This window comes from Pseudoalteromonas sp. S1608 (genome assembly GCF_005887265.1).
Classification (GTDB): Bacteria; Pseudomonadota; Gammaproteobacteria; order Enterobacterales; family Alteromonadaceae; genus Pseudoalteromonas; species Pseudoalteromonas undina.
This window is the reverse complement of the sequence record NZ_PNDK01000053.1, coordinates 1-21,242: the sequence shown is the minus strand read 5'-3', so window position 1 is coordinate 21,242 and position 21,242 is coordinate 1. Positions and strand designations below refer to the sequence as shown.

Below are 21,242 nucleotides of genomic sequence, written 5' to 3'. Positions count from 1 at the left end.
CTAGGTTCTAGGTTCTAGGTTCTAGGTTCTAGGTTCTAGGTTCTAGGTTCGTCAAAAGTTTATAAGCGCTCTGTAATACGTGTCACACTTTTCCTAGTGCCTAAAGCCTATTTCTTCCTAGTACCTTGTTACTTTTGTATGTGACTTAGGCTAAATAGTTTTACCAACGCAGCTAAAGCGAACTACACGCAGCAGACGTTCACCTAAGTAGTTTAGTCTAAGATAAGGCGGACACTCGACTTATCCCTATGAGCATACGTAGTTGTATGTGATTAGGGTCAGTCGAGTGGACAACACAGTATTAGATTAAAATACGACGGTGATTACATTTGCTCCATGACTTCAATGCCTAACAGATCCAATCCTGTTTTCAGCGTATCTGCCACTAAATTACACAACACTAAACGGCTATCACGAACACTTGGCTCTACGCCCTCTTTAAGTACTGGGCAAGCTTCGTAGAATGTCATGTATAGGCTAGCTAGTTCGTATAAGTAACCACATAATACGTGCGGTGTGGCTTCATTGATCATCAGATCAAGGACTTCTTCTAACTGCAATAATTTAAGCGCGAGCGTTTTCTCTTGCGGCTCAATAATGCTCACATCAGCCTTTAAGCTTGCAGCATCAACACCTGACTTACGGAAAATACTGCGAACACGCGTATACGCATATTGTAAGTAAGGGGCTGTTGCGCCTTCAAAACTTAACATGCTGTCCCAGTTAAAAATGTAATCGCTGGTACGATGCTTAGAAAGGTCTGCGTATTTAACCGCGCCAATACCCACTTTACGGGCAATTTCACTACGGTCTTCGTCAGATAAATCTGATTCACGCTCAGCGAGTTTAGCTGCTGCGCGAGTAATTGACTCTTCAAGTAAATCAGCTAATTTTACCGTGCCGCCTGTACGGGTTTTAAATGGTTTGCCATCAGCACCCATCATGGTGCCAAATGGGCAAAACTCGTAACTGGTTTCATCACGTAACAAACCAGCTTTACGCGCAGTAAGTTCCACTTGATTAAAGTGCAAACTTTGGCGCGCATCAACAAATATCAAAATACGCTCAGCGCCTAGTTTGTTTGAACGGTAATCACACGCGGCTAAATCTGTGGTTGCATATAAGAAGCCGCCACCCGATTTTTGTACGATAAACGCTGAAGGCTCACCGTCTTTATTTGCCAGCTCATCTAAAAATACTACCTGCGCGCCTTGCGACTCTACTGCAATATTTTTATCTTTTAATAGGCTAATAATATCGTTAAGTTCACTGTTATAAGCACTCTCAGCCATAATGTCGGCAGGCGTAAGGGTTACGTTTAAACGCTTGTATACTTCCTCAGAGTGCTTCACTGAAGTGGCAATAAATAGTTTCCACAGTTTTTCACAGTGTGCGTCGCCACTTTGCAGTTTAACTACATAGTTACGTGCTTTATCAGCAAAGCCTTCTTCGTCATCAAAACGCTTTTTCGCATCGCGGTAAAAGGTTTCTAAGTCAGCAAGCGCAACAGTATCTAAATCAACACCTTGATTAATTTGATCTTCTAAATGCGCAATCAACATACCAAACTGTGTGCCCCAATCACCCATGTGATTTTGACGAACAACGGTATCGCCTCTAAATTCAAGCGCACGTACTACAGCATCACCAATAATAGTTGAACGTAAATGACCTACGTGCATTTCTTTTGCAAGGTTAGGCGATGAGTAATCAACCACTACTTTTTGTGGTTTGGCATGCTCATTTACGGCAAGTTTTGCATGGTTATTAGCAGCTTGTACGCTTTGTGCTAAAAACTCTGGCTTTAAGTGAATATTAATAAAACCAGGGCCAGCAATTTCAGTTTTTTCGGCAATGTCACTTACATCTAACTGATCAATAATTTTTTGCGCCAATTCACGCGGGTTACTTTTCATTTTTTTAGCCGCGCCCATCGCGCCATTAATTTGGTAATCACCAAACTGTGGGCGTGTGCTTTGCGTAACTGCTGGATTAGTATCTTCTGGCAGGCCTGCGGCGGTCATAGCGGCAATGGCTTTTTCTACTAAAATAGTACGAATATTCATTATATTATTTACCTTTATAAGCCCGCCAAAGCAGGCTTTGTGTTAATTCTAATGGCTAAGTGTTAGTTCTCACGCGTGTGGTTAAATGTCACTTCAGGGTAACGCTCAGTCGACAAGTTAAGGTTTACACGACTCGGCGCGATATAAGTTAAATTATCGCCACCATCGAGTGCTAAGTTGCTTTCGCACTTACGCTTAAACTCTTCAAACTTTTTAACATCATCACAGCTAACCCAGCGGGCTGTATTTACATTAACGCTTTCGTAAATTGCATCAACGTTATATTCAGCTTTTAAACGCGCTACAACCACGTCAAACTGCAACACACCTACCGCACCTACAATTAAGTCATTATTAATTAATGGTCTGAATACTTGTACTGCGCCCTCTTCTGAAAGCTGTACCAATCCTTTTAATAACTGTTTTTGTTTTAATGGATCGCGCAGACGAATACGGCGGAACAATTCAGGGGCGAAGTTTGGAATACCGCTAAACTTAATTTTTTCGCCTTGGGTAAAGGTATCACCAATTTGAATCGTACCGTGGTTATGTAAACCAATAATATCACCAGCGTAAGCATCAGCCGCACGCTCACGATCGCCCGCCATAAAGGTTACCGCATCAGAAATACTGACTTGTTTACCGATACGCACATGATTCATTTTCATGCCTTGGCTATATTTACCCGACACAATACGCATAAATGCAATACGGTCACGGTGCTTTGGATCCATGTTGGCCTGAATTTTAAATACAAATCCAGTGAAGTTTTCTTCTGTGGCTACAACTTGGCGGTCTTCTGTCTCACGTGGTAAGGGGGTTGGCGCCCACTGAGTTAACCCATCTAAAACATGATCTACACCAAAGTTACCAAGTGCGGTACCAAAATACACAGGCGATAACTCACCCGCTAAGAATAGCCCTAAATCAAATTCGTGTGATGCACCAATAACTAGCTCTAGTTCATCACGTAACTGCGCTGCAAGTTCATCACCAATGGCTTGGTCAAGCTCAGGGTTATCGAGCCCTTTAATGCTGCGTACTTCTTGAATAGTGTGACCTTGACCTGTTTTATATAAAATGGTCTCTTCGTTATGGATATGGTAAACACCTTTAAACTCTTTACCACAGCCAATTGGCCAAGTAACAGGTGCACAGGCAATATTTAGCTCTGTTTCTACTTCGTCAAGTAGTTCCATTGGGTCGCGAATATCACGGTCACATTTATTCATAAAGGTAACAATAGGCGTGGTACGCAGGCGTGTTACTTCCATTAGCTTACGGGTACGTTCTTCTACACCTTTAGCAGCATCAATTACCATTAAACACGAATCTACCGCGGTTAAAGTTCGGTATGTATCTTCAGAGAAGTCTTCGTGTCCTGGGGTATCAAGTAAATTAACTAACGCATTGTTATAAGGAAATTGCATTACAGAGGTAGTAACAGAAATTCCACGCTCTTTTTCCATTTCCATCCAATCAGACTTAGCATGCTGATTAGAGCCACGGCCTTTTACCGTTCCAGCTTTTTGAATTGCTTGTCCGAATAACAATACTTTTTCAGTGATAGTGGTTTTACCCGCATCCGGATGCGAGATGATCGCAAAGGTACGGCGTTTATTAATTTCGCTAAGGAGATTTTGGTCTGCCATTAAAAAGGTTCTTTTAGTTGATATACGGATGTATTTGTATTTTAGTATGCTGAGCTTTCAAGGCTAAAAACAAGCTAACCTCTAAAGCTCAACATACCCCAACAAGAACCCAAATTAGCTCTTGTGACGCTATCCGTTAAGTTAATCGTAATTAAAGACTATTTTCGCTGATCTTGGCTTTATAAACAATCAATGGTTGGTTATTAACGGATCTTTTTTAAGTTTGGTGTTTTCAGCGATTATTAACAATAACGCTATAAATTGCCCACTAACTTAACACCAAGCTTGAGTAATAGGGCTGTAAATCATATTATTGGTCGATTACATGGAGGATTTGATGTTGGGTAATGAAAACCAGTAAGCTAAGTATTCGATTATTATGGTATATAACTCCACTGGTTATACTGCCATTGTTATTTTTAGGGGGCTTTACGCTCACTAATGTGACCAACTCTACGCAAAAGCAGGCCGACTTGATTATGAGTCGCTTTGTAGAACAACAACAGCAAAAAGTATTCAACTATATCGATTCTTTTCATGCAACGGCTAAGTTACTCTCTGCTTCACCGGTACTAAGTGACTTTTTAGCTAAAGATTTATTTGAAGACGCCAGCTATACATACCGCCTTGGCGCGTTAATGGACGTATTTGCCAGTTACAGTGAAGCCTACCCTGACATTATTAGTATTAACTTAGTCTCAAAAACAGGTAAAAGTGACGCCTATTATTCCAGTAATTTAACCGTAGCGCCCAAATCCTACCCATTTTTTGATCAAGTTAAACAAAGTAATTTAAGCCAGCAGCAGTTTATGGTGCAAAAAGAAGATGGCACCACTAACTTATACTTTGTGCAGCGCATATATAGCGTCGACTATTATTTAAAACGCCCACAACAATTAGGCTTTATTATTCTTAAAGTCGACCCCTCTATTTTAAACACCAGCATTTTAGAAGCGCCTTATAACAACACATTAAATTTGTTACTGGCCAACGATGGTAAAATTTTATTTAGCTCCGATTATAAAATGCGTGGCCACTATGTCAGCGAGTATGAACTAAATAAAATTAACGATTTAGCGGATATAGGCAGCTTATCAACCATTGAACTTTCAAGTGTTGATAAAATAGAGCGATTGATTTTTGCAGCCCAAATGAGTGGCGGCTACTATTATGTATCGACCATTCCAAAAGCAGTATTGTATCAGTCAGGCAAAGCAATTAGTGTGATCACCGGGCTAATTGTTATTATTTCTGTGATCACCCTACCAATCTTAATTTTTATTGTGGTGCGTAATTTACTGCTTAACCCAATAGAGTTATTAGGTGAAGCAAGTCATCGCGTTGGTGATGGCGACCTCTCTGTTACACTCCCTGCATATACTACTGATGAAGTAGGAATACTGTTTAACGACTTTAATCACATGATTAACCAAATTAAGCATTATCAACAGCAACTAGAAGAATATAAGCATCACTTAGAAGACAAAGTAGAGAGCCGGACTAAGGCACTTGAATCAATGAACAGTAAGCTTGAAACCGCCATCGCCCAAGCAGAACAAGCAAACCAGCTTAAAAGCCGCTTTTTAGCCAATATGAGTCATGAAATTCGCACTCCGCTTACAGCCATTATGGGATTTACAGAGCAACTACTGCATAGCGAAAAACCAACCAATGACAAACATCATTTAGGCACTATTCTACGTAACTCAAAACATTTGTTAGAGCTTATTAATAACATTCTCGATCTTTCAAAAATTGAAGCCGAAAAACTCGCGGTTGAGCAAACGCCGTTAAATGTTGTACAACTTATTCATGATGTTGAATCAATCATTAAACCTCTAGCACAAGAGAAGCAGCTGTCATTTACAATTAATTATGCACTTCCGCTACCGCATACTATTAATAGTGATATTACTCGCTTAAAACAAATACTGATTAATATTGCCAGTAATGCGGTTAAATTCACTGAGCAAGGTCAGGTTACAATAACCGCTAAATACCAAGCACCAAAAACGCTTACCTTTGTTATTGAAGATACCGGCATTGGTATGTCGTCAAACCAAATAAAACGATTATTTACGCCATTTGAGCAAGCCGATGCTACAACGACACGTCGGTTTGGTGGTACGGGGTTAGGGCTGTGTATTTCAAAAAACTTGGCTCAGTTACTAGGTGGTGATGTAAGTGTAACCAGTGAGGTGGGTGTGGGTAGTTGCTTTACCGTCGATATAGATTGCCATTTGCATAATAGCCATGGCGGCAATTTATTATTAACCGAGCATTCTCAACTAACACCAGAAAAGGATCCGCAGCTATCTTTTGCAAGCAACAGCTTTGATGCGCATATTTTGGTAGCAGAAGATAACCCCGATAATCAGTTACTGATTAAATTGCTATTACAAACATGGGGATTAGAGCCCGATATAGCCAACAATGGTGCACAAGCGGTAGAAATGGCTCTGGTAAACGACTACCAGCTTATAATCATGGATATGCAAATGCCGGTTATGGGTGGGTTAGAAGCAACTAAAATGCTCAGAGATGCGGCCTATGATGGCCCAATTATCGCTCTGACCGCGAATGTGATGAATCATGATATTGATACTTACCTTGAAGCAGGCTGTGATAAAGCGCTGGGTAAACCCATTGACAAAGACGCACTAGAAAATGTATTAGTCAGCTATTTACACCTTGAACGTGATAATCAAAACAAGTGGGATAGCTTATTGAAGAGTGAAAAGTTTCAGCAAATAAATGCTAATTATTTAGCAAGTTTACCTGATTATTTACAACAGATAAAAGCACTATATAACAGCCGTGACTGTGAGACATTACGCGCCCTTGCCCATAGTATTAAAGGCAGCGCTGGTTGTTTTAACTTTGATGAAATTTACCAAAGCGCCTCAGCGGTTGAACAAAGCTTAAAAGGCAATGATATGCCACAAAGAGAAAAACACGTTGCAGAACTTATTGCCGCAATAGAGCAAGCCATCGCTAATAAGTAATCCTTAAAAATTTAAACCCAGTGCCATGCCCATTAAAATCGCGTCTTCAAAGCCGTTTTTATTGGGTGCGTCACTGGGGTAATAATTTTTACGCACTGACATTTCAATAAAGCCTGCTCGTTCATACAAAGCAATCGCCCGTGTATTAGATTCGCGTACTTCTAAAAATAAGTTCTCGGCGCTTTGTTGCTCACCATACGCTATAAACTGCGTTAATAACTGCTGAGCAAATCCTTGTCCCTGAAAGCTTGGGGCGACACAAATATCCATTAGAGTAAAATCGGGTCCTGCTTTTTCGCCAATATAAAAACCTATCATTTGCTCTTCATCGAACGCCGCTAAATTAAAATAACGTCCCTGCAAACATGATTGCATTGTTTTTAATGTCCAAGGATGTGTGTGGCAGCTGGTTTCAATGGCCATAAGCTCATTGATATTCTCACCGGTAACCGATTTAAAGTGTATCAAGGTGTTCACTCATTAATGCCCATAACGCACGTTTTTGTGCACTGGACAGGGAAGAATCAGGCAAGCCTAATTGTTGCTCATTAAACTCAATAGTTGATGATTTAACAATCTTGTTAATTATTACAGGCGCAAACGCACGCTCAATATCATCTTTTAACGTATCACAGAGTGTTAACGATGAATTAGCTGACTGCTCTAATGGAGCTGGGCGAAAGTGTTGATTAAGTTCAAGCTTTTCTATACCAAAAACAGATGCGTAACGTGAATGCATAACGACTCGATGGAATTAGTAAGTTGAATAATATATGAAGTAATCAAAACGATGTAAAGAAGAAATGGCAGGGGCGGAGAGATTCGAACTCCCAACCGTCGGTTTTGGAGACCGCTGTTCTACCAATTGGAACTACGCCCCTGCAATGACGATGAATTATAAAGACCTTTTGACAAAGGTAAAGTAAAAATTCAACTTTTTGGTTTGTTTGCTTTTTAAATAAACAAAACGGCGAATAAGCATGCTAATTTATGGTTTTTCACTTTTTAACAACTATTATACTATTCAGTCTCAATTGCTTGTAGCGTCTTAGCTCACTCAATAAAACTAAAGCGGTTATGACTTCAAACTTGCCATTGCGTAATTGCCTGTAGACACTTAAGTTTTATTTACTTTTAACTTTTTCAGCTCCTCTGTAATACTCAAAAGTGTTAGTGGCTTAGGCAAAACCGCATTCGCGCCACACGCAATTAAGCGTTCAGCTTCACTGCCAACTGTGGCGCCTGTTACGCCAATAATGGGATTAGCAAAGCCTTGCTCACGAAGTTTGGCAGTTAGCTCATAGCCATCACAATTTGGCATCATGATATCCGTGATGACTAAATCAAAATCGCCTGAGCTTGCCTGATTTAAACCAATAATACCATCCTCTGCTTCAGTCACTATCGCGCCATTTTGGGTAAGGATCTTACTGGCTATCATACGCAGCATAGGTGTATCTTCGACTAGCAGTATTTTTAGGTTTTGCAGTAATTCGAAATCATCCACTCTTATTGAGGCTGCATCATGCTCATCAACACTATGCAAAACAAAGACGAACTCAAAATTAGCGCCACCGTTTTCGCTACTAATATAACTTAAATCTCCATCCTCCAAAGTGTTAGCTATTTGCTTGCAGATATTAAGCCCCAGCCCAGTACCTTCACTCAATGTATCGCCACGTTCAAATGCATTAAACATCTTATCTCGAAATTTAACATCAATACCTTTACCATCATCAATAACATTAATACGATAATGGGTTTTATCATGGCTTAAGGATTCGGCTGATTTCATTACAGTAACTGTGCTGCCACCACTATGTAATATCGCATTCTTAATTAAGTTCTGAATAATTTGGAAGATAGCTTTAGTGGAGCCTATATGATGCTCTGTAACTGCTTTTTTTGCTGAGAAGTTAATAGTAAAATTATACTTTTCGGCTAAAGGCTTTACTCCTTCGATCGCCCGTTCAACGGTATCATGAACCGATATAGTTTCATTATTCTTGTACACAGCTAAGGTAGCACTACTAGAGGACGTCTTCATATCATCCAACACACATAGTAAGTGGCTGGATAACCGCTGCAACTCTAAAATATTTTTCGAACAGTTTTGCTCAAGCTCAATATCTATTAGCATTTTTATGGTTGCAGCGGGTGTTCGCAACTCATGCCCAATGACTCCATATATTCGTTCATTTGTATCTAATTGCAATTGAGTTTTATCGACTAATGCTTGATAACTACTAAGAAGGTAATAAATTAAGATGGAAAGAACGATAGTGCTAAACACAACGCGTACCACAATCGCCGTGGTTTGGGGCTCACCATTGGCAAGTAACATTAATGGCGTAATATTTAAGATACACATGCAGATAATACGCGTTTGACCCTTTAGGACGAGCACTAACACCACCACAAACAGCGGAGCTAAACTAGCTGGGACAACACCATTTACCAAAATAATAAAGGGAAAAGCCAAGGTAATCAAAATAGCCAATAGAGTTAACAAGCGTTGTCGAATTTTTTTTAAGGTAATAGCGCTTAATGCACATAACTCCCACACAGCAATTATCATTAATGACAATGTATTATTCGGCAACTCAAGTATAAATAAGCTAGCTGCAGTTAACAATCCACCCACACACAACAACCAAAGGATGAAAAGTTGCATTTGCTCTTCGAACCTATTTACCGCTGACTCATCAGTTCTCACAAAACCCCTCATTACCCTATATCAAATTGCGACCTAATAAGAAACTATCAAAGGTTTAGGATGGTATTTAACAATCCCCTCCTCCAATAAAAACGCTTTTACTCTTCCCCTGTATTAATACATTTTTTTTATTAATTTTTAGCTAGTTGCAACGGGAGAGCTTAAACTGCAAATAGGGACAAAATTATATTCTCATACCTGAGTTGTTTGATTTTATTTATAGTATAGAACTGTTTTTTAATTTAGCAGCTCTTTTTACAATGTCTATAACCGCAGTTTACTGAGCTTATTTAATGCTATGAAAGTTTAAATTGTTATTTTTACGCTGCTACAAGCGTGACTTTTTTGATAAGGTTTTGCTTAGAGGTGTTTAGCTGGGTGTTTTTGTGGTTGGATGGTGATTAAAAAGTTGAGCTCAATAAGAAAAAGCAAGCCATTAAATTAATGGCTTGCAGCATACAATTATTCCCACTCGATAGTTGCAGGTGGTTTACCTGAAATATCATAAACAACACGTGAGATACCGTCGATTTCATTAATAATGCGGTTTGAAACCACACCTAAGAACTCATACGGTAAATGTGACCAACGCGCAGTCATAAAGTCGATGGTTTCTACACAACGAAGTGAAACAACCCAATCGTACTTACGTGCATCACCCATAACCCCTACCGACTTAACCGGTAAGAATACAGTAAACGCTTGGCTTACTTTATGGTAAAGCTCTGCTTTGTGAAGCTCTTCAATGAAAATAGCATCAGCGCGGCGAAGTAAATCACAGTACTCTTTTTTGATTTCGCCAAGTACACGCACACCTAAACCTGGCCCTGGGAATGGGTGGCGGTAAAGCATGTCGTACGGTAAACCTAGCTCTAAACCAATTTTACGTACTTCATCCTTAAATAACTCACGTAATGGCTCTACTAAGCCCATTTGCATATCATCTGGTAAGCCGCCCACATTATGGTGCGATTTAATTACGTGTGCTTTACCAGTCGCTGAAGCTGCTGATTCGATTACGTCAGGGTAAATTGTACCTTGGCCTAACCATTTTGCGTTTTTAAGCTTTTTAGCTTGCTCATCAAATACGTTAATAAACGTATGGCCAATGGCTTTACGTTTATCTTCTGGGTCTGATTTACCTGCTAAGTCATTTAAAAATTGATCTTCGGCATCTACTTTAACAATGTTTAAACCAAACTTATTGCCAAACATGTCCATTACTTGCTGGCCTTCGTTTAAACGAAGTAGCCCGTTATCAACAAATACACAGGTTAGTCGCTCACCAATAGCACGGTGAATAAGCATAGCTACAACCGATGAATCTACACCGCCTGATAAGCCTAAAATAACTTCGTCGTCGCCAACGGTTTCTTTGATACGCTCAATAGCATCATCAATGATTTTTGCTGGCGTCCATAATTTTTCACAACCACAAATATCAATAGCAAAACGCTCTAATAAGCGTTGACCTTGATGTGTGTGGGTTACTTCTGGGTGAAATTGTACGCCGTAAAAGCGTTTTTCTTCGTTAGACATTGCCGCATGTGGGCAAGTAGATGTTTTAGCAGTGGTTTTAAAAGTATCTGGAATTTCCATTACTTTATCGCCGTGACTCATCCACACATCTAGTACGCCATTACCGCCATCAGTAATATGATCTTCAATGGCATCAAATAATGCACAGTTACCCACTTTTTCAACTTGTGCGTAACCAAATTCTTTTTTATCTGAGCTATGTACACGGCCGCCAAGCTGTGTTGCCATAGTTTGCATACCGTAACAAATACCAAGTACTGGAACGCCTGCATTAAATACATACTCAGGAGCACGCGGGCTGTTTTCAAGCGTAGTTGATTCTGGGCCACCAGAAAGGATAATACCTTGTGGGTTAAACTCGCGAATTTGCTCTTCGGTTACATCCCAAGCCCAAAGCTCACAATAAACACCAATTTCGCGTACGCGACGGGCGATTAACTGCGTGTATTGTGAACCAAAATCTAAAATGAGGATTCGTGAATCGTGAATGTCTTTGCTCATGAAGTATCTCGTAAAGTCAGGTGCTAAACGCCACCAGCTTAAGCTGTGTGACTATATTAGGGCTAACAAAGGTTAGCCCACTTATTTCAAGTTGTTAAGGCTGATTAGCCTAAACGGTAGTTCGGTGCTTCTTTAGTGATTTGCACATCATGAACATGCGACTCACCCATACCAGCAGAAGTTACACGTACAAACTGTGGTTTAGTGTTTAACTCTTCGATTGTGGCACAACCGGTTAAGCCCATTGCACTGCGAAGACCACCCACTTGTTGGTGAATAATTGTCGCAATTGGCCCTTTATAAGCAACACGACCTTCAATGCCTTCAGGTACTAACTTGTCAGCTTGGTTTGATTTTTGGAAGTAGCGATCTGATGAACCTTCTTTTTGATCCATCGCACCTAGGCTACCCATACCACGGTAAGACTTGTAGTAGCGACCTTGATAAAGTTCAACTTCACCTGGTGCTTCTTCAGTACCCGCGAGCATAGAGCCAACCATTACACACGATGCACCCGCAACGAGTGCTTTTACAATATCACCAGAAAAACGAATACCGCCATCGGCAATCACTGGAATATCGCGACCTTTAAGGCCTTCAACCGCATCTGAAATGGCTGTTATTTGTGGTACACCACAACCAGTAACAATACGTGTAGTACAGATAGAACCTGGGCCGATACCTACTTTAACAGCATCAACACCGGCATCTGCAAGGGCAATAGCACCTTCGGCAGTTGCCACGTTACCCGCAACAATTTGTAAGTCTGGGTAAGCTTGACGAGTCGCTGCAACACGGTCAATAACACCTTGTGAGTGACCATGAGAAGTATCGATTAGTAGTACATCAACACCGGCTTCAACTAATGCAGCAATTCGCTCATCAGTACCTGCGCCAACACCTACCGCAGCACCTACACGTAAACGACCTTGCTCGTCTTTACACGCGTCTGGTTTGTCTTGTGCTTTTTGGTAATCTTTTACGGTGATCATGCCTTTAAGTTTAAACGCATCATCAACCACAAGAATCTTCTCAATGCGGTGTTCGTGCATTAAGCTTAAGATATCTTCGCGAGCAGTTCCCTCTTTAACCGTTACTAGGTTTTCTTTTTTCGTCATCACTGTTGAAACCGGCTGTTCAAGCTTAGTTTCAAAGCGCATATCACGACTAGTTACAATACCTACTAGGTTATTTTCGCTATCGGTGACCGGAAAACCTGAGAATCCCTTTTCCTGAGACAGCTCAACGGCATCTGCAATAGTCAGATCGGCGGTTACTGTAACAGGGTATGAAACAATACCTGCTTCATAGGTTTTAACTTTACGAACATTTTTCGCTTGTTCTGCAATGGTCATGTTTTTATGAATAAAACCAAGACCACCTTCCTGCGCGAGGGCAATAGCTAAACGAGCTTCAGTAACAGTATCCATAGATGCTGAAATGAGCGGCAAGTTAAGTTTGATACCACGCGTTAAGCGAGTTGAAATATTTGCCGTATGTGGCAAAACAGTAGAATGACCAGGTACTAAAAGTACGTCATCAAAGGTAAGAGCTTCTTTAGCGATTCTAAGCATTTTGGCAACTTCTCACATGTGGATCTAAGATAAGGAATTGCGGCCAAATTTTAACAGCGTTGTAGGCACTAGTAAATAATATTTTGTATTTATTTATGATAAGCTAGATTTATAAATGTTTTTTGGTAGTTTTTATGTTTTCTAAGCCCTCGCAAACGGTTTATACCGTATCTCGCCTTAATCGTGAAATACGTGCCTTGCTTGAACAAGGTTTTGCGTCTTTAGTACTCACTGGTGAAATTTCTAACTTTATTGCGCCTGCTTCTGGGCATTGGTATTTTTCGTTAAAAGACGATAAAGCGCAAATTAAAGCCGCCATGTGGCGAGGCAATAATCGCAACCAAAGTTACCGACCAATTAACGGCGCACAAGTAACCGTTAAAGCACGTGTATCTTTGTACGAACCCCGTGGTGACTACCAGCTTATTGTTGAACATATGGAGCCTGCCGGCGAAGGGCAACTTAAGCAAGAGTTTGACGCGCTAAAAATGCGTTTGGCTGCAGAGGGCTTATTTAGCTCCGCTTATAAAAAACCCCTACCCCAAAACATAAATCGCATAGGGGTGATCACCTCACCTACAGGCGCCGCAATTAAAGATATTTTAACAGTACTAAAACGTCGTGCGCCGCAATTAGAAGTCGTTATTTATCCTGCGATGGTGCAAGGCAAAGAAGCGCATGGCCATTTAATAAAGCAAATAGAGCTGGCAAATTTACGTAATGAGGTCGACGTTATTATACTCGGGCGCGGCGGTGGTTCATTAGAGGATTTATGGTGCTTTAACCATGAGCACCTTGCTCGCGCTATTTATCAAAGCGCACTACCCATTGTGAGCGCTGTTGGCCATGAAATAGACACCACGATTAGCGATTACGTTGCTGATGTACGTGCAGCAACTCCTTCTGCAGCCGCAGAGCTCGTAAGCCCCAATACACAAGAGCTACATAATAGGGTTCATCAGTTAATTAGCCGTTTAGCGAATGCATTTAAACACGACATTGCCGATAAACGCGCACTAGCCATACAGTTGCAGCACCGCTTAAATTTATGCCACCCGCGCAATCAGCTAAACCAAAAATCACAACGCTTAGATGAACTGAGTATTGCACTGCAACAGGCAATGCGTCAGCGTTTATACAAGCAAGAACGCGTGTTAGCTAATTTAACTCCACGCCTAATGCGCCAATCACCAGATAAAAAGCTAGCAAATGCAAACTATCAGTTAGCACAACTCCATGCAAGGCTAAACCAAGCGATGCAGCAGCAGCTACAACACGCAAATAATACGCTTGCCTTACAGGCGAGTCGGCTTGATTCGGTTAGCCCCCTTAATGTATTAGCGCGCGGTTACAGCATAACGAAAACGGCGCAAAATAAAGTGGTTAAATCAGTGGAAGATGTAAAAGTGGGTAATGTGTTGATCACTGAGTTAGTAGATGGCCAGGTTATTTCAAAGGTAGAAGCTTAGCCATATTGCTAAGCGCTAGCCTTGTGTACTAACAGTAAACTCAATACGGGCATCGTTAGATTGAGATGCACTGAGTTTAAATTGCTGCCACCAAGGTTCAAGATGAAGCTTATCGTTTAGCTCGCGCCATAATTTAGCTCCATAATTAACGGCATGTTGGTTAATGGTAAGCTCAAACTTACAAATTGTTTGCTTACACTTTAGCGCTGTAAGCTCAGCGCTATCTGCAAACTCATTAATAATTAAAAAGTCAGTTAACGCGACTTCAAGCTCGTAACTCCATTCGAGATTATCAGCCTCTTGTTCAAACTGTATTGCGAGCTCATCATCAAGCTCTACACTTTCTGATTGATTTAACTTTAACTGTTGTTGAGACTGCTTAAGCTGGATTGATTTTTTTTCAAGCCGCTGATTAAGCTCAACCACATGTTGTGCTAGCTGAGTTTGTTGATCAGCCTCTTGGGCTTTATTAACCTGCACTAGGCCTTGCAAAGTAGTTGGCTGATTATTGACTTGAGTGTTAGCCGAAGAGATTACAGCTTGTTTGGGCGCTGAGGAAACACGAGTGGAATCTTTAAAAAACAAAAAGTAACCACTTGCTAACGCCACGCCTGAAGAAAAACAGAGCAGCATAGCCACAAGGTTACTTTTATATATCATTTCTAGGTACTCAAAAATTAAAGCATTGCACTGGTGTGCGATTCGTTTTCTGGCTCGGGGTATTCTAAAAAGTTTTGGTTCATACTTTCTGCCGGGCACTCACAATCAGGACGACCAATAATTTTTGCAGGTACGCCAACAGCAGTTGTGTGAGGCGGCACAGGGCTTAGTACCACAGAGCCTGCACCAATACGTGCGCCCTCACCCACTTCAATATTACCCAACACTTTAGCGCCCGCACCAATAAGTACGCCCGCCCTGATTTTAGGATGGCGATCGCCTTGCTCGTTACCCGTACCACCTAATGTAACCGATTGTAATATAGATACATTATCTTCAATCACGGCGGTTTCGCCAATTACAATACCGGTAGCATGGTCAAACATGATGCCTTGGCCTACTTTACAGGCAGGGTGAATATCAACCCCAAACACCTCTGAGGTACGGCTTTGAATAAAGCGTGCAAGCTCTTTACGGTTTTGCTGCCATAAGCAGTTTGCTAAACGGTGTGCTTGAATCGCGTGAAACCCTTTTAAATTTAAAATCACAGTAAGGTAGGTTTCGGCTGCAGGGTCACGATCTTTTACTGCTTTAATATCATGAGCAACATGTGTCAGCATGCGGTCACACTTTACAAAAGCTTGGTCAAACAACTCACGGATTGTAAAAGCAGAAACCACAGCATCAGCTAGTTTATTAGCAACAATAAAACTCAATGCCGACCCTAAGCACTCATGATTTAAAATACACGAATACACATGGCTCGCTAAAAGGGGTTCACGAGTTACTACTTCATTTGCTTCGCTACGAAGCTGTTGCCAAATTTCATGACGCATAATAATGCCTTAAGTTAGTACAAAGAGCCTACCGCTAATTCTAACGGATTTAGCCGCCTAGGTGTTAATCCCTTAGTTATTTGTTCTAGTTATTAGATATAACTAGCTAAGTTTTATCTATGTAATACTTTTTTAAAGCTAGAGCATATGACAGCTAGGCTGATTTAGCTATTCATACAAAAATAAAATAAGTTAATAAAAATCAGTAAATAACAATATATGACAGCACTTGTGTCATGTGCCAAAATAGCCACTGGCGTACTGCTGACGGCGTAAAAAATAATAATAAACGCTAAATTAGCATCATCAACTCAACAAGGATAACGATGATGAAAAACGACATATTAAATACAAAAAAATTAGGCTATAAATTTTACTTTCAAGATGGCGATAACCAAATAGCCTGTTTTGGAAGCTACTTTACTGGTAAAGAAGAAGTCTATATTAACGATGACTTAGTTAGCAGCAGACGCAGTGTTAATATAAAAAGCTCACACACATTTGAATTTGAAAATTCGCAGTACCAAGTGAAATTTGACATGCTCAACATACTGACAGGACGACTTGAATGCACTCTTTACAAAGATCAAGAAGTGCTTGCCAAGCAAGTTCAAAGTAGTCTTCCTAGCGATCCTAAAAAAGCGGTTTTTTTTATTCTAGGTTGTGCATTAGGTGGTGCAGTATTTGGCTATACCACAGCAACAGTCGTAGAGCTATTTGTAGGGAAACTTTAACATGCAATTAAACCCTGCAACGGTAAAGTCACTTAGACACACATTCGATTGGACACAACAACAGCTTGCCGATGCCTGCGATGTAAGCTTGCGAACCATTCAACGAGTAGAAAAAGAAGGTGCAGCCTCAAAAGAAACCACCATGGCCTTATGTGCGGTATTTGAAGTACGCCAAGGTGAGCTTATTAAGCTTGATGAAAACAACCAAAATGATGCCAATAACAGCCCATCTAAAAGTTTTATTGCTGGTTTAGTTATTAGCTCTGTTATTAGTTTTGCCCTTGGTGCAGCCTCAGTACTTTTAGTAAGTAACTAATAAAATATAAAAATGCCCCAATGCTTACGGCACAGGGGCATTTTTTAGTACTTAAAAACTTAAGAACTTAAATTATTGAAATACTTTATCCACTTTCACTACTTCAATATTTTTTGCAGGAATTGCCAGTTTATAATCAGCAATTACCTTATCTTCAGCCACTAACTCGGCAGGCTTATCGGTGTTGTACACCATAGGCGAGGTTTGCATAGTTGCTAAACGTTTTTGCATATCTTCACCATCACCGGTAACAAACACATAGTGAATATTCTCAGTTTGTAGGTTGTCTTTAATCACGCGATTTACATCGTCAACAGTTAATGTTTTCAGTTTGCTTGTGACGTAGTTTACAAAGCTGTCGGTGTTATAAAACTCGCTATCTAGCGCATAACCTAACTGGCGATTTTGACTAGCAACCATTTGTGGCACAAAGTTAATTAAAAAGTTACGCGTGGCTTCAAAATCAGCCTCAGTCATGCCATTTTTAATTAGCTTATCTAGCTCGAATAATGCGGTACGGGTTGCAAAATGCGCATCGTTGTTTGAGCGCAGTGGACGCAACCACACTTGAAATATTTGCTCAGAGCGCCCTAAGTTTGCATCCGGTTTAGTTTGAAACATACCTCTAGGGAAGTATTCAATGTAGGCGTAATCACCGTAATTCATACCACGCGTTTGACGAATACGTTCGTACAAGTAACTGTTAGAACTGCGATGCTCACCAAAGTACGAACGCACTAGCCACAATGCGGTCCAGTCTTCGCTGCTACGAATGGTATCAATAGGGAACCCGAACGACACAGCCGTTGATTGCGCTGACTTTTCAACAATCGTTGCATGATGACCTTTAAGCACTGGCGCATCAGGGATTGTTAAGCGGCTTTGTTCGCCTTTTGGAAGTGTCGCCAAGTCAGCTAACATTTGTGCTTTAAGTTTTTCAGGCACAGCACCAATTAAACCCACAGTAAGTTTAGCTTGTGTAAGTTCAGCATTATAAAACGCTTTAACATCATCAAGAGTGAGCGCTTCTAAGTCAGATAAGTCACCGTAGTTATAGCTTTCATAAGGGTGGCCTTTATAAAGCACACTGTAGAGCACTTCTTTACCCAACTCTTCGTCGTTAGAAGCTTTTAAACCCGATTTAATGCCATCGATCATTTCTTTTTTCAGACGTTTAAAGTCATCTTCTCTAAAGCCTGGGCTTAACAGCTGCTCACTCACTAGGGCATACCACTGAGCAGCATTATCTTTATGAATACGCCCTTGGAACGACAGCATTTCTTTATCTATTTGATAACCAAAACTACCCGCCAGCGGATACATTGCCTTTTTAATATCTTTGTAACTCATTGAGGTTGAGCCACCTTGCGCCAGCATTGCGGCAGTTAAAGCCGCTACGCCTTTTTTACCCTGTGGATCGGCAGCTGCACCGGTATTAAATAATAAGTTAATATCGATTAACGGCGAGCTATTGGTTTTATCAAGCACCTTAAAGATTGGCTTAGTCGGTGCTTGCTGATACTTAGCTACCAAGGCATTTAAATCGCTTTCTTGTTCAAAACCAGGGGCTTTATCAAGTGCCGACATAGTAATTGTGGTGCGGGCATTATCAACAAAATACTTATTTGCAACGGCTCTAATATCTTCGCTAGTAATATTATCTGCCGATTTATACAGCTGATTAATTACCTCAGGATCGCGCTCAAAATGCATATAGCTGGCAAGTGTAGAGGCAATTGCTTGCGATGAATCTAAACCATTTATAAAGCTGTATTTAAGATTAGACTTTAAATCGCTGAGTTTTTGGCTATCAACCAACTCGGTACGCGCTTTGGCATAGGTACGGTTTATAGCATCACGCACTGTGGCTAAATCATCGGCATTTTCAACTTTTACAAATACATGCAGTAACCCTGGATCTTTAGTCTCTGGGTTATAGGTAAACATTTGACTCGCTATTTGCTTTTCTACTACCAGCTCTTGGTAAATATCTGAATTGCTCGAAAAGTAAAGCTGCGACAGTAAATCTAATGCGGCTCGGTCTTTTTTCTGAGGCTCCCATGCGGCCCCTTTATACGACACAAGTAACCAATGGCCAGGTAATCCCTCGTTTTGCTCATGCACATATTTTGGCGCTTGCTGAGTTGGCTCTTTAGGAATATCAGCAACATAGTCGCCTTTTTGCCAGTTACCCCAATGTTTTTTAACCATCGCCATGGTCTCTTTTGGATCAACATCACCAACAATCACAAGCGATACATATTCAGGCTTATAAAACTTATCAAAAAACTCTTTACCGTAGGCCATTTGATCTGGCATAGCTTCAATGTCTTCAAAAAAGCCCATTGTAGTGTGTTTATAGGTATGTTTTTCGAACGCTTCTTGGCGTACCGCACTTAATAATTTACGAATTGGACTGGCATTATTTTTTAAGTACTCGCCTTTAACCGTTAGCGCTTCCGTTCTAAATTGTTCTTCGGTGTAGCTTAAGTTTTGAAAAATATCAGCTTCAATCTCAAGTACTTTATCAAGATGTTGTTTTGAAAAATTTAAGTGGTAGTTAGTGTAATCGTTAGTTGTGTAGGCGCGGTTATCAACCCCTGAATTTTTTAGAATATCTGAATACACATCTTGCGGAAACTTTTCAGAGCCTTTAAACATCATGTGTTCAAAAAAGTGAGCAAAACCAGTTTTACCCGCTTCCACTTCATTACGCGAGCCAACAGATACCGGTATTTGTAGCGATACTACATCTGGGTAATCGGTTTTAACTACCATCACACGTAGGCCGTTATCTAGCTCTTCTATTAGGTAATCTTGTGAAAAAACACGCTCATCTGCTTTATTAACTTGTTCTTGTTGAGCTGCTGTTTGCGTGTTTTGACTTTGCTGCATAGCGCAACCTGTTAAGGCCAGCGATACCGCTAGGCTAGTTGCCAATAATTTAAATTTCATTGTTATCCCTTTTTAAATTGAGCAATTTTTAAAACATTTACCAAACTAAGTATGCCGTAAAGTAATTAAATATAAGAGCCCTAAGCCTATTAATTATGTAAACAACTGTGTCAGTTTTTAATTTAACTATGAAAATAATTCACGTTAGTTGAGAAACTTTCAATAAATAAATCTATCTAGACGTCTAAATGGCTGCTATATTAAATCCATCATCACAAATTAAGCTGGAATGGGGATTATGGCTTTATCACTTCAAGAAAAAATACAGGACACCAACCAAGGTGTTTACCTAATTGGCACAACACCGCCAAAAATTGGGACTGATAAAGCGCAATTAAAAGTCATTGCCGAAAAGTTATTAGGCCGTTTACACGAAATTGAATATGACGGCGTAATTATTTATGACATTCAAGATGAAAGCAGCCGTACACAGCAAGCGCGTCCATTTGCATTTAAGCAAACAGTTGACCCGCGCGAGTACAGTCAACTCTTACGAGGCTTATCTGATCTTGATGTAATTACTTATAAAAGTGTAGCTCAGCGCGGTGTGAGTGAGTTTAAAGCGTGGTTAGATGAAACTAAAAATGACTACGATTTAAAAAACGTAGTGTTAGTGGGTAGTCCTTCATCAGCGGGTGATATAAAGCTGAGCTTACCGAATGCCTACAAAACTCTGGCAGAGCAGTCAGAAGATTTCTTTTTAGGTGGTGTAACCATTGCTGAGCGCCATGCCAATAAGCGAAACGAGCACCAACGCTTAATAGAAAAAACAGCACAAGGGTGTCAGTTTTTTATCTCTCAAGCCGTTTACAACGCACAAGCAACTATAGATTTAATAACCAGTTATGCGCGCACATGCAAAGCACAAGGCCTGACACCTAATCGGATTATATTAACCTTTACGCCTTGTGGTGGTGAAAAAACCTTAGAGTTTATGCAGTGGCTAGGCATCTCAGTGCCAGAGGCAACTAAATGGCGCATGCTTGATTCGGAAAATACATTAAGCGAATCGGTGCGTATTTGTCGCGAAAACCTCGACTCGATTTTAAAAAGCTGTGCGCACTTAGGTGTGCCGCTGGGTTTAAATATTGAAAGCTTAACCAACCGTAAAGAAGAAATAGACGCATCAATTAACTTATACCGTTTATTAAAAGCCACAATGGAACTCAACCTTGCGGAGAAACTAATAGCTTAATTGCGGGGTTCGGGGTTCGGGCAG

The 21,242-nt window shown here is 40.6% G+C and carries 15 protein-coding genes and 1 tRNA gene; 5 read left to right on the top strand and 11 right to left on the bottom strand.

The genetic code is table 11. The features are described from left to right. Positions 1-323 precede the first annotated feature (323 nt). A complete protein-coding gene (gene argS / locus CWB75_RS17435) occupies positions 324-2,066 on the bottom strand; it encodes an arginine--tRNA ligase (protein WP_010387709.1) in 1,743 nt (580 codons plus the stop codon). Positions 2,067-2,128: 62 nt separating this feature from the next. Then, entirely contained in the window at positions 2,129-3,718 is a 1,590-nt protein-coding gene (gene prfC / locus CWB75_RS17430) for a peptide chain release factor 3 (RefSeq protein WP_138571304.1), read from the bottom strand. Positions 3,719-4,065: 347 nt separating this feature from the next. Between prfC and CWB75_RS17425 the strand changes: the two genes are divergently transcribed. Beyond that, positions 4,066-6,723, top strand: a complete 2,658-nt coding sequence (locus CWB75_RS17425) for an ATP-binding protein (protein ID WP_138571303.1) — start codon at positions 4,066-4,068, stop codon at positions 6,721-6,723. A gap of 3 nt (positions 6,724-6,726) precedes the next feature. Here the strand turns inward: CWB75_RS17425 and rimI are convergent, their stop codons facing one another. From rimI to guaB, 6 genes are all read right to left on the bottom strand, one after another. Next, a complete protein-coding gene (gene rimI, locus CWB75_RS17420; RefSeq protein ID WP_171039131.1) occupies positions 6,727-7,191 on the bottom strand; it encodes a ribosomal protein S18-alanine N-acetyltransferase in 465 nt (154 codons plus the stop codon). Next, on the bottom strand, positions 7,178-7,462 hold the full coding sequence (locus CWB75_RS17415) for a hypothetical protein (RefSeq protein WP_109874210.1): 285 nt from the start codon (positions 7,460-7,462) through the stop codon (positions 7,178-7,180). Before CWB75_RS17415 ends, rimI begins: the two co-directional genes overlap by 14 nt. 65 nt (positions 7,463-7,527) lie before the next feature. Next, positions 7,528-7,604, bottom strand: a tRNA-Trp gene (locus CWB75_RS17410). 236 nt (positions 7,605-7,840) lie between these two features. Continuing rightward, entirely contained in the window at positions 7,841-9,439 is a 1,599-nt protein-coding gene (locus CWB75_RS17405; RefSeq protein WP_249362343.1) for a response regulator, read from the bottom strand. A gap of 462 nt (positions 9,440-9,901) precedes the next feature. Next, the gene (gene guaA, locus CWB75_RS17400) at positions 9,902-11,479 is read right to left on the bottom strand and encodes a glutamine-hydrolyzing GMP synthase (protein ID WP_010387703.1); all 1,578 of its coding nucleotides are present in this window, start codon (positions 11,477-11,479) and stop codon (positions 9,902-9,904) included. 104 nt (positions 11,480-11,583) lie between these two features. Then, positions 11,584-13,053, bottom strand: a complete 1,470-nt coding sequence (gene guaB, locus CWB75_RS17395) for an IMP dehydrogenase (protein WP_008110278.1) — start codon at positions 13,051-13,053, stop codon at positions 11,584-11,586. A gap of 134 nt (positions 13,054-13,187) precedes the next feature. Between guaB and xseA the strand changes: the two genes are divergently transcribed. After that, a complete protein-coding gene (xseA, locus tag CWB75_RS17390; RefSeq protein WP_138571302.1) occupies positions 13,188-14,522 on the top strand; it encodes an exodeoxyribonuclease VII large subunit in 1,335 nt (444 codons plus the stop codon). Positions 14,523-14,537: 15 nt separating this feature from the next. Here xseA and CWB75_RS17385 read toward each other — a convergent pair whose 3' ends face one another. After that, the gene (locus tag CWB75_RS17385) at positions 14,538-15,182 is read right to left on the bottom strand and encodes a hypothetical protein (RefSeq protein WP_128583356.1); all 645 of its coding nucleotides are present in this window, start codon (positions 15,180-15,182) and stop codon (positions 14,538-14,540) included. A 17-nt stretch (positions 15,183-15,199) separates the two neighbouring features. Beyond that, positions 15,200-16,018, bottom strand: coding sequence for a serine O-acetyltransferase (cysE, locus tag CWB75_RS17380; RefSeq protein WP_010387694.1), 819 nt, complete (start codon positions 16,016-16,018; stop codon positions 15,200-15,202). 326 nt (positions 16,019-16,344) lie between these two features. Here cysE and CWB75_RS17375 point away from each other — a divergent pair, with 326 nt between their 5' ends. Together CWB75_RS17375 and CWB75_RS17370 are read left to right on the top strand one after the other, a co-directional pair. Next, on the top strand, positions 16,345-16,752 hold the full coding sequence (locus CWB75_RS17375) for a hypothetical protein (RefSeq protein WP_138571301.1): 408 nt from the start codon (positions 16,345-16,347) through the stop codon (positions 16,750-16,752). Between the two features lies 1 nt (position 16,753). Continuing rightward, entirely contained in the window at positions 16,754-17,068 is a 315-nt protein-coding gene (locus CWB75_RS17370; protein ID WP_008110269.1) for a helix-turn-helix transcriptional regulator, read from the top strand. A gap of 72 nt (positions 17,069-17,140) precedes the next feature. On the opposite strand, the gene CWB75_RS17365 is transcribed toward CWB75_RS17370, so the two are convergent. Then, complete coding sequence (locus tag CWB75_RS17365; RefSeq protein WP_138571300.1) at positions 17,141-20,023, bottom strand: M16 family metallopeptidase; 2,883 nt, start codon at positions 20,021-20,023, stop codon at positions 17,141-17,143. 238 nt (positions 20,024-20,261) lie between these two features. Here CWB75_RS17365 and CWB75_RS17360 point away from each other — a divergent pair, with 238 nt between their 5' ends. Further along, on the top strand, positions 20,262-21,218 hold the full coding sequence (locus tag CWB75_RS17360; protein WP_138571299.1) for a methylenetetrahydrofolate reductase: 957 nt from the start codon (positions 20,262-20,264) through the stop codon (positions 21,216-21,218). Positions 21,219-21,242 lie beyond the last annotated feature (24 nt).

What these genes read in the sequence shown, in the direction of transcription:
- guaB (WP_008110278.1), bottom strand. Translation starts at nt 13,053, where the DNA reads ATGCTTAGAATCGCTAAAGAAGCTCTTACCTTTGATGACGTACTTTTA.
- cysE (WP_010387694.1), bottom strand. Translation starts at nt 16,018, where the DNA reads ATGCGTCATGAAATTTGGCAACAGCTTCGTAGCGAAGCAAATGAAGTA.
- prfC (WP_138571304.1), bottom strand. Translation starts at nt 3,718, where the DNA reads ATGGCAGACCAAAATCTCCTTAGCGAAATTAATAAACGCCGTACCTTT.
- guaA (WP_010387703.1), bottom strand. Translation starts at nt 11,479, where the DNA reads ATGAGCAAAGACATTCACGATTCACGAATCCTCATTTTAGATTTTGGT.
- CWB75_RS17370 (WP_008110269.1), top strand. Translation starts at nt 16,754, where the DNA reads ATGCAATTAAACCCTGCAACGGTAAAGTCACTTAGACACACATTCGAT.
- xseA (WP_138571302.1), top strand. Translation starts at nt 13,188, where the DNA reads ATGTTTTCTAAGCCCTCGCAAACGGTTTATACCGTATCTCGCCTTAAT.
- CWB75_RS17360 (WP_138571299.1), top strand. Translation starts at nt 20,262, where the DNA reads ATGGCTTTATCACTTCAAGAAAAAATACAGGACACCAACCAAGGTGTT.
- CWB75_RS17365 (WP_138571300.1), bottom strand. Translation starts at nt 20,023, where the DNA reads ATGAAATTTAAATTATTGGCAACTAGCCTAGCGGTATCGCTGGCCTTA.
- CWB75_RS17375 (WP_138571301.1), top strand. Translation starts at nt 16,345, where the DNA reads ATGATGAAAAACGACATATTAAATACAAAAAAATTAGGCTATAAATTT.
- CWB75_RS17425 (WP_138571303.1), top strand. Translation starts at nt 4,066, where the DNA reads ATGAAAACCAGTAAGCTAAGTATTCGATTATTATGGTATATAACTCCA.
- CWB75_RS17415 (WP_109874210.1), bottom strand. Translation starts at nt 7,462, where the DNA reads ATGCATTCACGTTACGCATCTGTTTTTGGTATAGAAAAGCTTGAACTT.
- argS (WP_010387709.1), bottom strand. Translation starts at nt 2,066, where the DNA reads ATGAATATTCGTACTATTTTAGTAGAAAAAGCCATTGCCGCTATGACC.
- CWB75_RS17385 (WP_128583356.1), bottom strand. Translation starts at nt 15,182, where the DNA reads ATGATATATAAAAGTAACCTTGTGGCTATGCTGCTCTGTTTTTCTTCA.